This is a genomic window from Mesorhizobium ciceri biovar biserrulae WSM1271 (assembly GCF_000185905.1).
In the GTDB taxonomy this organism is placed as follows: Bacteria; Pseudomonadota; Alphaproteobacteria; order Rhizobiales; family Rhizobiaceae; genus Mesorhizobium; species Mesorhizobium ciceri.
Genome location: NC_014923.1, coordinates 912419 through 927617, shown reverse-complemented (window position 1 = coordinate 927617; position 15199 = coordinate 912419). Strand labels below are relative to the sequence as shown.

11 protein-coding genes and 1 pseudogene are annotated in these 15199 nt (G+C 63.8%); 2 read left to right on the top strand and 10 right to left on the bottom strand.

Features of this window, described 5'->3' with window-relative positions; translation table 11 throughout:
• Window positions 1–150: 150 nt before the first annotated feature.
• The 3 genes from MESCI_RS04390 to MESCI_RS04380 are packed head-to-tail and all read right to left on the bottom strand — an operon-like array spanning window position 151 to window position 3719.
• A complete protein-coding gene (locus tag MESCI_RS04390) occupies window positions 151–1467 on the bottom strand; it encodes a dihydrolipoamide acetyltransferase family protein (RefSeq protein ID WP_013528743.1) in 1317 nt (438 codons plus the stop codon).
• A gap of 1 nt (window position 1468) precedes the next feature.
• A complete protein-coding gene (locus MESCI_RS04385) occupies window positions 1469–2482 on the bottom strand; it encodes an alpha-ketoacid dehydrogenase subunit beta (RefSeq protein ID WP_013528742.1) in 1014 nt (337 codons plus the stop codon).
• A gap of 4 nt (window positions 2483–2486) precedes the next feature.
• A complete protein-coding gene (locus MESCI_RS04380; protein ID WP_013528741.1) occupies window positions 2487–3719 on the bottom strand; it encodes a 3-methyl-2-oxobutanoate dehydrogenase (2-methylpropanoyl-transferring) subunit alpha in 1233 nt (410 codons plus the stop codon).
• A gap of 351 nt (window positions 3720–4070) precedes the next feature.
• On the opposite strand from MESCI_RS04380, the gene holA reads away from it, so the two are divergent.
• On the top strand, window positions 4071–5114 hold the full coding sequence (gene holA, locus MESCI_RS04375; RefSeq protein WP_013528740.1) for a DNA polymerase III subunit delta: 1044 nt from the start codon (window positions 4071–4073) through the stop codon (window positions 5112–5114).
• Between the two features lie 45 nt (window positions 5115–5159).
• Here holA and MESCI_RS04370 read toward each other — a convergent pair whose 3' ends face one another.
• From MESCI_RS04370 to mnmE, 7 genes are all read right to left on the bottom strand, one after another.
• Window positions 5160–5948 (bottom strand): DUF2182 domain-containing protein, encoded by a 789-nt coding sequence (locus MESCI_RS04370; protein WP_013528739.1) that lies wholly within the window; start codon window positions 5946–5948, stop codon window positions 5160–5162.
• A 33-nt stretch (window positions 5949–5981) separates the two neighbouring features.
• Window positions 5982–6608 carry a DUF1326 domain-containing protein gene (locus tag MESCI_RS04365; RefSeq protein ID WP_013528738.1) on the bottom strand — a complete coding sequence of 209 codons (627 nt, stop codon included), beginning with the start codon at window positions 6606–6608 and terminating at the stop codon, window positions 5982–5984.
• A 514-nt stretch (window positions 6609–7122) separates the two neighbouring features.
• The gene (locus MESCI_RS04360; RefSeq protein WP_013528737.1) at window positions 7123–8013 is read right to left on the bottom strand and encodes a ParB/RepB/Spo0J family partition protein; all 891 of its coding nucleotides are present in this window, start codon (window positions 8011–8013) and stop codon (window positions 7123–7125) included.
• A 62-nt stretch (window positions 8014–8075) separates the two neighbouring features.
• Window positions 8076–8876 (bottom strand): ParA family protein, encoded by an 801-nt coding sequence (locus MESCI_RS04355; RefSeq protein ID WP_013528736.1) that lies wholly within the window; start codon window positions 8874–8876, stop codon window positions 8076–8078.
• A 52-nt stretch (window positions 8877–8928) separates the two neighbouring features.
• On the bottom strand, window positions 8929–9561 hold the full coding sequence (gene rsmG / locus MESCI_RS04350) for a 16S rRNA (guanine(527)-N(7))-methyltransferase RsmG (RefSeq protein ID WP_013528735.1): 633 nt from the start codon (window positions 9559–9561) through the stop codon (window positions 8929–8931).
• Window positions 9558–11438: a tRNA uridine-5-carboxymethylaminomethyl(34) synthesis enzyme MnmG gene (gene mnmG / locus MESCI_RS04345; protein WP_013528734.1), complete on the bottom strand. Its 1881-nt coding sequence runs from the start codon at window positions 11436–11438 to the stop codon at window positions 9558–9560. The genes rsmG and mnmG overlap by 4 nt, the downstream gene beginning before the upstream one ends.
• 299 nt (window positions 11439–11737) lie before the next feature.
• On the bottom strand, window positions 11738–13069 hold the full coding sequence (gene mnmE / locus MESCI_RS04340; protein WP_013528733.1) for a tRNA uridine-5-carboxymethylaminomethyl(34) synthesis GTPase MnmE: 1332 nt from the start codon (window positions 13067–13069) through the stop codon (window positions 11738–11740).
• 64 nt (window positions 13070–13133) lie between these two features.
• On the opposite strand from mnmE, the pseudogene MESCI_RS04335 reads away from it, so the two are divergent.
• A pseudogene (locus tag MESCI_RS04335) lies at window positions 13134–15152 on the top strand (thioredoxin domain-containing protein).
• The last annotated feature ends 47 nt before the right edge of the window (window positions 15153–15199 follow it).

Here is a 15199-nt window from a genome sequence, read left to right as displayed (position 1 = left end):
GCCACCTTCTCCCCGGTGGGGAGAAGAGGCGAGCACAGACGCCGGCGACCTCCTCTCCCCTCGGGGAGAGGTCGGATTGCCCCGAATTGCCCTTCGCAATTCGGTTTTGGCAATCCGGGTGAGGGGGCCCTTGCGACCGTTCTCATCCCCTCAATCCACGAAAATCAGCGCCGGCGTTTCCAGCAGCGTCTTGATCCGCTGGATGAACACTGCCGCATCCCACCCATCGATCACCCGATGGTCGAAGCTCGACGACAGGTTCATCATCTTGCGCGGCATGAACTGGGTGCCGTCCCACACCGGCCGCACCATCATCTTGTTGACGCCGACGATCGCCACTTCCGGATGGTTGATGACCGGCGTCGTCGCCACGCCGCCCATGGCGCCGAGCGAGGTGATGGTGATGGTCGAGCCGGACAGCTCGTCGCGTGTTGCCGTGCCGGACTTGGCCGCCTCGGCCAGCCTGATGACCTCGGCGCCGCAATCCCAGATGTCGCGCGCCTCGGCGTGCTTGACCACCGGAACCACCAGCCCCGACGGCGTCTGTGCGGCGATGCCGATATGGATGCCGCCATGCTGATGGACGATGCCGGCCTCGTCGTCGAACAGGGAGTTGAGATTGGGCTGGTCCGCGATCGCCTTGACCATCGCCCGCATCAGGAACGGCAGCAGCGTCAGTTTCGGCCGCTCCACGCCAGGACGCTTCTCCTTGTTGAGCGCCGCGCGCAATTCCTCCAGTGCGGTGACGTCGATCTCCTCGACATAGGTGATGTGCGGAACGCGCGATTTGGACAGCGACATCTTCTCGGCGATCTTGCGCCGCAAGCCGACCACCTTGATATCCTGCACAGCATCGTTGCGGGCGAGGCCGGATGCCTTTGCGACCTGCGGCCCGCGCGCCAGGAACGCTTCGATGTCCTCATGGCCGATGCGACCGGCCGGACCGGATCCGGCAACCTGCCTGAGATCGATGCCGGCTTCTTTTGCCCGCAGACGAACGGCCGGCGACGCCAGCGGTCTTTCGCCTGCAGGCCGCGGCGCGCCGGGGACGGAAGGCTGCGCCGTGCTTTTCTGTGAGGCTGCCGGTTTCGCCTTGGGCTCGTCGCTCTTTGGCGATGTCTTCACGACCGGCGCAGCAGCCTCGGGCTTCGGCGTCGGAAGTTTTGCCGGAGGCTCAGCGGACACCGCTTCCGCTTCGGCGCCTTGCGGCTTGGCGTTGCCCTCGCCCGCCACCTTCAGCCGCACGATGGGAGAACCGATGGCCACCGTGTCGCCGATCTCGGCGCCCAGCCACAGGATCTCGCCATCGACCGGCGAGGGGATTTCAACCGTCGCCTTGTCGGTCATGACGGCGGCGAGCACAGTGTCCTCGCGGACGATATCGCCGACCTTGACGTGCCATTCGACCAGCTCGGCCTCGGCGACGCCTTCGCCGACATCGGGTAGCTTGATGATGTGTTCGCCCATCTCAGGCTCCCATGGTTTCAAGCAAGGCACGGCCAACGCGGGCGGGACCGGGAAAATAATCCCACTCCTGCGCATGCGGATAGGGCGTGTCCCAGCCGGCAACGCGAGCAACCGGCGCTTCGAGGTGATAGAAACAGTTTTCCTGCACCAGCGCCGACAGCTCGGCGCCGAAGCCCGAGGTCAGCGTCGCCTCATGCACGATGACGCAGCGCCCGGTCTTTTTCACCGAGGCGACGATCGTATCGAGATCGAGCGGCAGCAGGGTCCTGAGGTCGATGATCTCGGCATCGATGCCGGTTTCTTCGACAGCCGCCTGCGCGACATAGACCATGGTGCCGTAGGCGAGCACGGTGAGGGCCGAGCCTGCCCTGCGGATCGCCGCCTTGCCGAGCGGCACCGTGTAGTGGCCGTCGGCCACCTCGCCCAGCTCATGCTTCGACCAGGGCGTCACCGGCCGGTCGTGATGACCATCGAACGGACCGTTGTAGAGCCGCTTCGGCTCGAGGAAAATCACCGGATCCGGATCCTCGATCGCCGCGATCAAAAGCCCCTTGGCGTCGTGCGGGTTGGACGGCACCACCGTCTTCAGCCCCGACACATGGGTGAACAGCGCCTCAGGGCTCTGGCTGTGCGTCTGGCCGCCAAAAATGCCGCCGCCGGTCGGCATGCGCACCACGATCGGGCAGGTGAAATCGCCGTTGGAGCGGTAGCGCAGCCGTGCCGCTTCCTGGGTCAGCTGGTCGTAGGCCGGGTACATGTAGTCGGCAAACTGAATTTCCACGCACGGCTTCAACCCATAGGCGGCCATGCCGATGGCCGAGCCGACAATGCCGGATTCGTTGATCGGCGCATCGAAGCAGCGGCTCTTGCCGTATTTGGCCTGCAAGCCCTGCGTGCAGCGGAAGACGCCACCGAAGAAGCCGACATCCTCGCCGAACACGACGACTTTCTCGTCGCGCCCCATCGACACATCCATGGCATCGCGAATGGCCTCGATCATGGTCCGTCTCGGCATGGCTTCAGACTCCCGCCTGTTGGCGCTGGCGTCTGAGATGCGGCGGCATTTCGGCGTAGAGCCCTTCGAACATGTCGCGCGTCGACGGCTTGCCGCCGGCATGCAGCGTGCCGTGGCCTTCGGCTTCCTTCTGCGCCGCGATAACCGTGTCGAGGATTTCCGCCTCGGCCTGCGCGTGCCGCTCGTCCGACCAGACGCCGAGCGCGATGAGATGGTTCTTCAGCCGCACGATCGGGTCGCCGAGCGGCCAGGCGTCGGATTCGGTCTTCGGCCGGTAGGCGGACGGGTCGTCCGAGCTCGAATGTGCGCCGGCACGGTAGGTGACATATTCGACCAGCGTCGGCCCGAGATTGCTGCGCGCCCGCTCCGCCGCCCATTTGGCCACGGCGTGGACGGCGAGATAGTCGTTGCCGTCGACGCGCAATGACGGGATGCCGAAGCCGAGGCCCCTCGCCGCGAACGTGCCCGAACCGCCGCGCGCGATGCCTTGAAAGGTCGAGATTGCCCACTGGTTGTTGACGACATTGAGCACGACCGGCGCCTTGTAGGTGGAGGCGAACACCAGCGCCGAGTGGAAATCGGACTCGGCCGTCGAGCCGTCGCCGATCCACGCGGCTGCGATGCGCGAATCGTTCGATATCGCCGAGGCCATCGCCCAGCCGACCGCCTGGATGTACTGCGTCGCCAGATTGCCGGAGATCGAGAAGAAGCCGTGCTCCTTTGACGAATACATGACCGGCAATTGCCGGCCCTTCAGCGGGTCGGCTTCGTTGGAATAGATCTGGTTCATCATCGTGACCATCGGGTAGCCATCGGCAATCAGCAGCCCGGCCTGGCGATAGGTCGGAAAGTTCATGTCGCCCGGCGCCAGTGCCTTGCGGAAGGCGCAAGCCACAGCCTCTTCGCCCAGATGCTGCATGTAGAACGAGGTCTTGCCCTGCCGCTGCGCCATCTGCATGCGCGCATCGAAGGTCCGCAGCGTCATCATGTGGCGCAGGCCGGTGAGAAGCTCGTCGCTGGACAGCAGGCCGGCCCACGGGCCGACGGCCTCGCCCGTGCGGTTCAGCACGCGGATGATCGAGAAGGCATGATCGCGGATGGTGCGCGGATCGACATCGATCTCCGGGCGCGGCACCGAGCCGGCCTTGGGGATCGGCACATTGGAAAAGTCAGGCGTTCCGCCCGGCCGCACTTCCGGTTCCGGAACATGAAACCGCAACATCCCAGCATCGGCCATGACCTTTGTCCTCCAATGTTGCCCGGAACAGATATTTGCATATCTGCGCCGCCAGTGCGAATTCGTCGGGTAGCCTGCGGACGTCGGTCCCGGCCGCGCCGGCCGATCCAGCCTCCCGCACCCAAGATGAAGATATGTCCGCGAAATTTCTTGTCGATGTTGGGCAGTGGCGCGCAATTAGAGAGAAGGTTGGGCGAGGTTTGCCGGCAGATAAGGTGATTGGTCGACGAACTCGCGCCCTTCCTCTCCCCCGTCGATCGGGGGAGAGGTGTCGAGCGAAGCTCGACGGAGTGGGGGTCGACCGTTCGCCCAAGCTGGATGCCGCCCCCACATCATGCTAACCAACCCGCCATGGCACAGAAGAAAGCATATGAGGTCGATGGCTGGCTCGCGAAGCCGGACCAGCGGATCTCCATCGTCCTGCTTTACGGCCCCGATCGCGGCCTTGTCTCCGAGCGAGCAAAGGCCTTTGCCGGCAAGACCGGCCTGCCGCTCGACGATCCCTTCTCGGTGGTCAGGCTGGAAGGTTCGGAGGTCGACCGCGACGAGGGCCGGCTGCTCGACGAGGCCCGCACCGTGCCGATGTTTTCCGACCGGCGCCTGCTGTGGGTGCGCAATGCCAGCGGCCAGAAAGCATTGGCCGATGACGTCAAGGCGCTGACGGCGGAGCCCGCGCGCGATGCGATCATTCTCATCGAGGCCGGCGACCTCAAGAAAGGTGTCGGCCTGCGCGCCATCGTCGAGGCGGCCGACAACGCCATGGCCCTGCCTTGCTATGCCGATGAAGCCCGCGACATCGACACCGTCATCGACGGCGAACTGGGCAGGGCCGGCATGTCGATGACCATGGAGGCGAGACAGGCGCTGCGCCGCAATCTCGGCGGCGACCGGCTGGCCTCGCGCGGTGAGATCGAGAAGCTTGTGCTCTACGCCCATGGCCAGACCGAGATCGGCCTGGAGGAGGTCAAAGCGATGTCAGGTGATGTCTCCGGCGCGTCTTTCGACGACGCGGTCGACGCGCTTCTCGAAGGCAAGATCGGCGACTTCGACACCGCCTTCACCCGCCATTGCCAGTCCGGCGGCCAGCCCTTCCTGGTGCTGTCCTCGGCAATGCGGCAGTTGCAGCAGATCCAAATCATGCGCGGCCAGATGGAGTCCGGCAACCGCAACGCCGCCTCGGTCGTTGCCGCCGCCCGCCCGCCGGTGTTTTTCTCCAGGCGCAAGCTGGTGGAGAAAGCGCTGGAACGCTGGAGCACCGAAGCGCTCGGCCGCGCACTGACCCGGCTGCAGACGGCGGTGCTGCAGACCAGGCGGCGGCCGGATCTTTCCGTGGCGCTGGCAAGACAGGCGCTGCTTGGCATTGCGGTGGAGAGCAGCAGGTTGGCGCAGAGGTAGGAGAGCGATCCTCCTCTTCTCGGCACCGAGCGCTGCCTCCATCGGTCAATTCATTGTCATGGCGCCCACCTGCTGGAAGGTTGGCAGCGCCTGTGGAAAGACCAGCACCGCCGCGCCGTAAAGAAGCAGAGCGATACCCGACACCTTTGCGATCCCACCTCCTGACGGGAGGGTCTTTTCCGCAAAGATCAGCAAGGTGACCACGGCCATTGCGGCGACGTTCATGATCCCGAGAGGAAAGAGGGCGAGAAACAAAAGCCAGCAGCAGCCCAGGCAAAAAAGTCCATGCTCCAGGCCCATGCGAACCGCACCCCAATAACCATCGCGCCATGAGGTCAGGATGAAGCCAATCGGCGTGCGGCATTTGGCCAGACACAGATCTTTCAGTGGGGAGAGTTGATAGGCGCCCCCAATCATCAGCAGCGCGCCGCCGATACGCGCGGCCGTCGCAGCGGACAATCCCACATGCCCGGCAAGCATCTCCGCACCCGCCGCACCGGCAAAGGCGATAACGCCCATCACGCCCCAAACCAGCATATACCCGGCCACGAACACCCAGCTCGAGACAAAGGTCTCGCCCCGGCTCTGTTTGCCGGCCTGGACCTGGTGAAACGTCAAGATCATGGGCGCGGCCGTCGGAAACATCATGGCAATCATCATGATCATCCAGATGGCAAGAAACAGCGGCGCCTTCATACCCATGGTGAGTGCGTACATTTCCATGCGCATGTCCGCGTCCATGCCCATCTGCTGCCAGACAAGCAGGGTCCACGCCGCCGCAGCGATAGCGATCAGCAGCGCGAGAATGATGTATCGCTGCAACGTCGGGGCCATGGACGAGGTCGTTCCGTGCTACGCTGCCAACGGCTACTGCTGCCCAGACCAATTGATCGGGGCGTAATGTCCGTTTCGGCGGGAATTGTCCCAGCTCATGCCATGATCGCTGAATGTACTGCCTTCCGCCCCCATCGCCAGGGCGAGCCAATCGGGATTGACAGGATGGCCGGTAGCCGCCCACATCTGCCCGTCCTCGCGCATTGTCGGCAGCGGCTCGACCGCCATCTGCATGACGCCCGCAATCTCCGCCGACCGCTTCTTGCCGTCTATCCGGTAGCTTATCGGCACCTTCTTGGCGCCAAGATTCGTGCCAATCATCGGTGCCAGCACCGCCATAGGGCCGCCCGCAGCGCCGGTGAAGATGGCACCTAGCGCCTCTGTTTGCCTGTCATCGGCCCGTTCGTCGATATAGGCGGCGGCCGTCCAATTGCCGTTTGCCATAGGACCCGGCGTGTGAGCGACCATCGCGACACTGAGCCCATCCAATCGAACGTCGCCGTAGTTGCCCGTATTGATATGAAAGACCAGACCGACGTCGCAAACACCTTTCGTCGGCTTCGATGTCAGCTGCGCGCGGGTGGACAGCAGACAAGGACATACGACATCGCAGCTACAATTTTCGAAGTAACTTCCGGACAATTGCCAACGGACTGCCATTTGCACCTCCCACTTGCGTCAGGCGCGTCGGCATATCGCATTGGCGGGGCGGTGCCATTTCACGACTGTTGTAGGAACGGCAAATAGCCCCCGCCTCGACTGACCGGCACGCTAGGGCAGATAATTTAAGCCATATCTAATATAGGTTACGCCGTTGCCTGGCACTGTCAAGCCGCGAGCGGCAGGGCTGGCGGCAGGCGCTGCTTGGGATCGCGGTTGAGAGCGCGAGGCTGGGGAGCGAGCCTGATCTCCCCCTCGAGGGGGGGAGATGTCGCCGAAGGCGACAGAGGGGGCCGCCGCGCGTGGGGCGCTGACCTCTTCTTCGTTCCCGCAGGGGCCCGGCGCTTGATGTGGGGCGACCCCCTCTGGCCTGCCGGCCATCTCCCCTCAAGGAGGGAGATTCGCGGCGTCACCGATTTCGCCAATCACCAGCGCCCCAAAAGGAAAAGGCCGGCCAAACGGCCAGCCCTTTCCACATGCGCAATCTCCGGTCTCAATATACTTCGCCGGCTAACTAACGTTCCTGCTTCAGCCTTCTGCACAGCTCATCAAGCTGCTCCAGCGACCGGTATGAAACCCGCAAAGTGCCGCCCTTGCCCTTGTGATCCACTGACACAATCATGCCGATCGTATCGGTCAACAGCTTTTCCAGCGCCAGCGTATCGGCGTCCTTTTGCTCCGGACTTGGCGCCGGCTTGGCTTCCTTGGTGCTGCTGGTGCCGGCCGGTATCTGGGCCAGCGCTTCGGCCTGGCGTACCGAAAGGCCCTCTTCGACGATACGCTTGGCAAGGCCGGCCGGATCTTCCGCCGTCACCAGCGTGCGGGCATGGCCCGCCGACAGCGCGCCGTCGACCAGCATGTCGCGGATCACGTCCGGCAGCTTCAGGAGCCTGAGCGTGTTGGCGACATGGCTGCGGCTCTTGCCGATCACCTGGCCGAGATCGGCCTGGGTGTAGCCGTGCTCATCGATCAGCTGCTGGTAGCCAAGTGCTTCCTCGACCGCATTGAGGTCGGTGCGCTGGACGTTTTCGATGATCGCCAGCTCGAGCGCGGTGCGGTCGTTGACCTCGCGGATGATGACCGGGATCTCGGACAGCCCGGCGCGCTGTGCCGCCCGCCAGCGCCGCTCGCCGGCGATGATCTCGTAACGGCCGGCCTGTGCCGGCGAAGGGCGCGCCACCACCGGCTGGACGACGCCGTGTTCGCGGATCGACTGGGCAAGGTCGGTCAGCTCGGCGTCGCCGAAATGCCGCCGCGGATTCTTCGGATTGGGGGTCAGGAACTCGATCGGCACCTTGCCGTCGGCGCTCATGCCTGGTTTTTCAGGCGCAGCTGGGCGATCGATCTCGCCGATCAGCGCCGCCAGCCCACGCCCCAGTCTCTTTCTCGAAAGGTCTTCGCTCATCTTTATTCCAGGTTCCGGATCGTTTCGGTATCGAATCGGCTCTTAATTTGCAGGGAGTCTAATCAAGCGGCGCGTAACTTGCGCTCGCGGCGGATCACTTCCGACGCCAGTTGCAGATAGGCCTGGCTGCCCGAGCATTTCAGATCGTAAAGGATCGCCGGCTTGCCGTAGGACGGCGCCTCGGACACCCGCACATTGCGCGGGATGACGGTCTCGTAGACCTTGTCGCCCATATGCGCCCGCACATCCTGCACCACCTGGTTGGCGAGATTGTTGCGGCCGTCATACATGGTCAGCACGATGCCTTGGATGGTGAGATCCGGATTGATCGAGCGGCGCACCTGCTCGACCGTCTCCAGCAATTGGCTGAGACCTTCGAGCGCGAAGAACTCGCATTGCAGCGGCACAAGAACAGAATCAGCCGCAGCCATTGAATTCAAAGTCAAAAGGTTGAGCGAGGGCGGGCAGTCGATCAGCACATAGCCGAAAGGTGCGCCGCGCTCGGTCGCGGCGCGCAACGCATTGCGCAGCTTCAGCACGCGGTCGGGCGCGGAGGCGATCTCCATTTCGATGCCGAGCAGGTCGAGCGTCGACGGCACGATAGACAGGCCGGGCACCGCCGTCGGGATGGCCGCGGCCTCCAGCTCCAGCTCGCCGGTCAGCACGTCATAGGACGAGACCGTCCGATCCTTGCGGTCGATGCCGAGGCCGGTGCTGGCATTTCCCTGCGGATCGAGATCGACGATCAGCACCTTTTCGCCGATCGCGGCCAGCGCGGTCGCCAGATTGATGGCGGTGGTTGTCTTGCCGACGCCGCCTTTCTGGTTGGCTACGGTGATGATTCGGGGGCCATTCTTCATCATAGGTTTATGCCAGAAATTCATTTTGGGCGCCAAATCGCCTGTCAGTGACGGATCAGACAGGTCGCAGGTTGGACAATTCCAGGATGACGCCGCCAGCGTCGGTCACACTGGGATGTTCTACCAGATCGAAGGACCATCGGTGAACGCTTTCTTGCACTTCGGTGCGGTAATCCCGGCCTTTGTGGAACAGGCCGCGCGCGCCTGAAATCAGCCAGGGCGCCGACAGGTCCAGCAACGTCGAAAGCGGAGCCAGCGCCCGCGCCGTGACGATCTGCGGCGTCGAAACAAGCGCATGACTGTCGTCGATGCGGCGCGCCACCACCCGCGCCGGCAGGCTGAACTGCCCAATGACGGTCTGCAGGAAGGATGCTTTTTTGCGATTGCTTTCAACCAGATCGATGCTGGCGCCGTCGCGCTCGGCCAGCAGGAAAGCCATGACAAGGCCCGGAAATCCGCCGCCTGAGCCGATATCCACCCAGCGTGTGGCGGCCGGCTCTATGCGCGCGAGCTGCGCGCTGTCCAATATATGACGCTGCCAGACGTCGCCCGAGGTCGATTGCGCCACCAGATTGATGCTGCGATTCCACTTCTGGAACATCTGCTCGAACGCCACCAGCCGATCGAATGTTTCACGTGAAACCGGGCCTGCCGTGTCCTGCAGGCTCGCTAGGGTCATAGAACTCACGCAACATCCTTTTGTAGGCGCTGGGCGCTCTCCGCGTGACGGACATGCGCGACAATGATCGCCAGCGCCGCCGGCGTCATGCCTTCCATACGCTGGGCATCGGCGATGGAGCGCGGCCGCCGCGCCTGCATCTTCTGCTTCAACTCGTTCGACAGACCCGGCACGCCAGCGAAATCGACCGTCTCGGGGATCAGCCGGCTCTCTTCATGCCGGATCTGCGCCACATCCGTCTTCTGGCGATCGAGATAGACTGAATATTTCGCCTCTGTTTCGAGGCGCTCCGCCGTCTTGCCGTCGATCGCCGCGAATCGCGAATCGATACGTCCCAGCCAGGCCACGTCGACGTCGGGATAGGATAGTAATTCGTAACCAGACCGGCGCACGCCGTCCCGGTTGATTTCCAGCCCATGACGCGCCGCCTCGTTGGGCGTCATTGTGAGCGATTTCGCCAGCTCCCGAGCCTCATCAAGATTCTGCATGACATCCCCGTAGCGTCGCATTCGCTGCGCCGAGGCGATGCCAAGCTTCGCAGCCACGGGCGTCAGCCGCTCATCGGCATTGTCGGCGCGTAGCGACAGCCGGAACTCGGCCCGCGACGTGAACATCCGGTAGGGCTCCGCAATGCCCCGGCTGGTCAAATCATCGACCATGACGCCGATATAGGCCTCGGTGCGGCTGAGCACGATCTGCTCGCTGCCCGCCGCCCGCCGCGCCGCATTGAGGCCGGCAAGCAAGCCTTGCCCGGCCGCTTCCTCATAGCCGGTCGTGCCGTTGATCTGCCCGGCGAGGAACAGGCCGCTGATGCGCTTCGTCTCCAGCGTCTGATGCAGCTCGCGCGGATCCACATGATCATATTCGATGGCATAGCCGGGCTGCAGCATGACGGCCCGCTCCAGCCCCGTAATGGTTTTCAAGATGTCGAGCTGCACATCCTCGGGCAGCGAGGTCGAAATGCCATTGGGATAGACGGTGTCGTCGTCCAGGCCTTCCGGCTCCAGAAAAATCTGGTGCCCGTCCCTGTCCCCGAACTTGACGATCTTGTCCTCGATCGACGGGCAATAGCGCGGCCCAACGCCTTCGATCGATCCGGAATACATGGCCGAGCGACCGAGATTGGCGCGTATCAACTCATGCGTCGCGGTCGTCGTCCGCGTAATGCCGCAATTGATCTGCGGCGTGGTGATACAGTCGGTCATCAGCGAGAACGGCACCGGATCCGCATCCGCCGCCTGGCTTTCCAGCGACGCCCAGTCGATGGTCCGGCCATCGAGCCGCGGCGGCGTCCCGGTCTTCAGCCGTCCAAGCTTGAAGCCGGCGCGGTCCATCGTTGCCGACAGGCCGAGGCTCGCCTGCTCGTTCATGCGGCCGGCGACGATCTTCTTCTCGCCGATATGGATAAGCCCGCGCAGAAAAGTTCCGGTCGTCAGGACGACCGCGCCACAGACCAGGCGCCGGCCGTCGGCTAGGAGAACCGCCGTGATCTGCCCGTCGGCGATCTCGAAGTCCAGAACCTCGCCTTCGACCACGTCGAGATCGTTCTGCTGCCGAATCGCTTCCTGCATGGCAAGGCGATAGAGCTTTCTGTCGGCCTGCGTACGCGGGCCGCGCACCGCAGGGCCTTTGCGGCGGTTGAGCAGGCGGAACTGTATGCCGGCCGCATCCGCCACGCGGCCCATGAGGCCGTCCATGGCATCGATCTCGCGCACCAGGTGGCCCTTGCCGAGCCCGCCGATCGCGGGGTTGCACGACATGACGCCGATCGTGTCGAAACGCAGCGTCACCAGCGCCGTCCTGGCGCCGGCGCGCGCGGCAGCGCTGGCCGCCTCGCAACCCGCGTGGCCGCCGCCCACCACAACCACATCATAGCGATTGGTCATTTCCAAACGTCCTGGACTCAGAAGAATGAGGGACACATGTCCCTGCGGAGCGACGCTGTCAAGAAAACTCCGCGACAAGTTTCACGTGAAACAGCCGCGCCGCTAGTCAGCCCAGTGTTTCACGTGAGTCATCGGGCCGCCTGACACGTTTCACGTGAGTCATGCAGGCGGCGCAGCGCGGTGGTGGCCCAGATGAAGCCTACCCGCCTTCGGGGTTCGTCGAAAATCACGAAGCCATGCAGCAAAGCAACATACGATCTAAAGGGAGCTCACGCCGCAGCGACCCTGTTTCACGTGAGTCATTTCCCGATGCAGAACTGCGAGAAGATCACGTCCAGCATGTCCTCGACGTCGATGGCGCCGACGATTCGGCCGAGGCGATCGGCGGCGAGCCGCAACTCCTCCGCGCGCAACTCCTGCTCGTTCATCCGGCCGTCAGTGGCGCGATGCAGATGGCGGTTGGTCTCGCCAAGCAATTCGACGTGGCGAAGGCGCGACGGCAGGACATCGCCGACGCTGCCGGCTGACTCCGACGCGCGCCGGCCAATCTCCGCCAGCAATTCCTCCACGCCGGTCCCCTCCTCCACCGAGATGACAAGATCATAGTCGGCGGTCGCGTCGGGCACTGCACGGCCGTCGATCAGATCAAGCTTGGTGCCGACAAGCAGGGTGGGCGCCACGGTCGGCAGCTCACCGACATCCCTTGGTTTCGCCATGTCGTGAAGCAACAGCAAGAGATCGGCGCCATGCGCCTTGGCCCTCGCCTTCTCGATGCCGATCGCCTCGACCTTCCCCGGCGCATCGCGCAACCCGGCCGTATCCGTAAGCCGGACACGCAGCCCCTGAAGATCAAGTGTCACTTCAAGCAGGTCGCGGGTCGTGCCTGGTTCATCCGTTACTATAGCGGCATCGCGCCGCGCCAGGGCGTTGAACAGACTCGACTTACCGGCGTTGGGGGCACCGAGGATGACGACCTCAAAGCCGTCGCGAATGATCTCGGCGGCGCGAAATCCGGCGATGTGCCGGTCGATCTCGTCGATCATCGTTCTGACATCAGACCAGACCGCATCCGAAACGGAACCAGGGACGTCTTCCTCGTCGGCGAAATCGATCTCGGCCTCGATCATGGCGCGGGCATGGATCAGCCTGCGGCGCCAGCCGAGATAGAGTTCGCTCTGTACGCCGTCGGCATTCTGCACCGCGAAGCGCCGCTGCGCCTCCGTCTCGGCATTGACGAGATCCGCCAGCGCCTCGGTTTCGACCAGGTCTACCTTGCCGTTCAGAAAAGCGCGACGCGTGAATTCGCCCGGTTCCGCGTGCCTGACGCCGTCAAAACCGGTCATCGTCTCCAGCATTTTTGCCACAACGGCACGGCCGCCATGAACGTGGAATTCCGCGACATCCTCGCCGGTGAAACTGGCCGGACCGGGAAAGAACACAACCAGGCCGGTATCGAGCAATGTCCCGTCAGACGCCCTGAATCGGCGCAGAGCCGCCGCGCGGTCCTTAACCATAGTTCCAGCAATCGTTTCGACCACGAATCGAGTCTGCGGGCCGGAAATTCGGATGACGGCGACGCCGGCAGGCAGCCGGCCGCTCGACAGCGCTACAATGGAATCGCCTGAAATCATTTGCCCGCTCTACTGAACCGCCCTAGCTTCACGCCTATCAGCCAATCGCACCCGAGTTTGCCCAGTGACGCTGCCCGCGCAAAACCTGCTTGCCGAAGAAGCCAGCCCCTATCTGCAGCAGCACAGCGGCAATCCCGTCCACTGGCGGGCCTGGTCGCCGGCTTCGCTCGAAGAGGCGAAAGCGCTGGATAGGCCGATCCTGCTCTCGGTCGGCTATGCCGCCTGCCATTGGTGCCATGTCATGGCGCATGAAAGCTTCGAAAACGATGGCGTTGCCGCCGTCATGAACCGTCTGTTCGTCAATATCAAGGTCGACCGCGAGGAGCGCCCGGACATCGACCAGATCTATATGGCGGCGCTGTCCTCGATGGGCGAGCAGGGCGGCTGGCCGCTGACCATGTTCCTGACCCCGGACGGCAAGCCGTTCTGGGGCGGCACCTATTTCCCGCGCGAGCCGCGCTACGGCCGCCCCGGTTTTGTCCAGGTGATGGAGGCGGTGGACAAGGCGTGGCGGGAGAAGCGGGCGAGCCTCAACCAGAGCGCCGACGGCCTGACGACGCATGTCGAGGCACGGCTCGCCGGTTCGCATGCCAGAACCGTGCTCGACCGCGCCACGCTGGCGGAATTGGCCAAGGGCATCGACGGCATGATCGACCGTGATCTCGGCGGATTGCGCGGCGCGCCTAAATTTCCCAACGCGCCGTTCATGCAAACGCTGTGGCTGTCCTGGCTTCGCGACGGCAATGCCGCCCATCGCGACGACGTCCTCAACAGCCTCGAACAGATGCTGCGCGGCGGCATCTACGACCACATCGGCGGCGGGCTCAGCCGTTACTCCACCGACGCCGAATGGCTGGTGCCGCATTTCGAAAAGATGCTCTACGACAATGCCCAGCTCCTCCGCTTCTGCAACTGGGCCTATGCCGCAAGCGGCAATGAATTGTTCCGGGTGCGAATCGAAGAGACGATCGGCTGGCTGCTGCGCGAAATGCGCGTCGACGGCGGTGCCTTTGCCGCCAGTCTCGATGCCGACAGCGACGGCGAGGAAGGTCTGTTCTACACTTGGAACCGCGACGAGATCGAAGCCGCCCTTGGCGACGATACCGCATTGTTTTTCAAGCACTTCACGCTCTCCAGCCCGCATGGCTGGGAAGGCAAGCCGGTCGTCCACCAAACGCTGTCTCAGCAATCGCAATATGTGATCCACCGCGAAGAGATCAGCGCGCTCAAGGCGAAACTCCTTGCTGTCCGGGAAGAGCGGGTCAGGCCCGGCCTTGACGCAAAGACCCTCATCGACTGGAACGGCCAGATGATCGCAGCGCTTGCCGAGGCCGGCCGGGCGCTGGCGCGGCCTGACTGGATCGATGCGGCGGCAAAGGCCTTTGCCTATATCAGCTCTGGCAGCCGCGACGGCCGTCTGCCGCATTAGATGCTCGGCGCCAGAAAACTGTTCCCGGCTTTGTCCAGCGACTATGCCGCCATGACCAACGCCGCGATCTCGCTGTTCGAGGCCACCGGGGATTGGAGCTATGTCGACCAGGCCGGCCACTTTGTCGGGCAGCTCGAGCATTGGCACGCCGACGCCGAGAAGACAGGTTACTACCTGACTGCTTCCGACAGCACCGACGTGCCGATCCGCATCCGCGGCGATGTCGACGAAGCTATTCCCTCCGCTACCGGCCAGATCATCGAGGCGCTGGTCCGGCTGGCCTCCGTCACCGGCGATCTCGAGCTGCAGGAGAGAGCCTGGCACGTCGCCGAGCATGCCGCCGGCCGCGCGGCGCAGCAGGCTTATGGCCAGGCCGGCATCGTCAATGCCTGCGCGCTGGCGATCGAGCCGCTCAAGCTGGTGTTGGTGGATGAGTTCACAGATCCAAAGCTCGTTCCGGTTGCGAATCGAAACCCGGACCCGCGCCGCATCGACATCGTCGTGCCGTTCGGTACGGCAGCGAATCGACCCTTGCTACCCGGTGGAATCCTGCCGCCGACCGACAAGGCAGGTGCATGGTTGTGCACGGGGCAGGTTTGTTTGCCGGCGGTGACGGATGCTGAAGAGCTGGAGCGATTGTTGCGACGGCGATAGTTTTGCTAACCGCCGGCGAGAGACGCCCCCTCTGGCCTACCGGCCAT

Excerpts from the sequence above, each read along its gene's own strand:
- holA (WP_013528740.1), top strand. The coding sequence starts at position 4,071 with ATGGCACAGAAGAAAGCATATGAGGTCGATGGCTGGCTCGCGAAGCCG.
- mnmE (WP_013528733.1), bottom strand. The coding sequence starts at position 13,069 with ATGATTTCAGGCGATTCCATTGTAGCGCTGTCGAGCGGCCGGCTGCCT.
- MESCI_RS04365 (WP_013528738.1), bottom strand. The coding sequence starts at position 6,608 with ATGGCAGTCCGTTGGCAATTGTCCGGAAGTTACTTCGAAAATTGTAGC.
- MESCI_RS04360 (WP_013528737.1), bottom strand. The coding sequence starts at position 8,013 with ATGAGCGAAGACCTTTCGAGAAAGAGACTGGGGCGTGGGCTGGCGGCG.
- MESCI_RS04385 (WP_013528742.1), bottom strand. The coding sequence starts at position 2,482 with ATGCCGAGACGGACCATGATCGAGGCCATTCGCGATGCCATGGATGTG.
- MESCI_RS04370 (WP_013528739.1), bottom strand. The coding sequence starts at position 5,948 with ATGGCCCCGACGTTGCAGCGATACATCATTCTCGCGCTGCTGATCGCT.
- MESCI_RS04380 (WP_013528741.1), bottom strand. The coding sequence starts at position 3,719 with ATGGCCGATGCTGGGATGTTGCGGTTTCATGTTCCGGAACCGGAAGTG.
- mnmG (WP_013528734.1), bottom strand. The coding sequence starts at position 11,438 with ATGACCAATCGCTATGATGTGGTTGTGGTGGGCGGCGGCCACGCGGGT.
- MESCI_RS04355 (WP_013528736.1), bottom strand. The coding sequence starts at position 8,876 with ATGATGAAGAATGGCCCCCGAATCATCACCGTAGCCAACCAGAAAGGC.
- MESCI_RS04390 (WP_013528743.1), bottom strand. The coding sequence starts at position 1,467 with ATGGGCGAACACATCATCAAGCTACCCGATGTCGGCGAAGGCGTCGCC.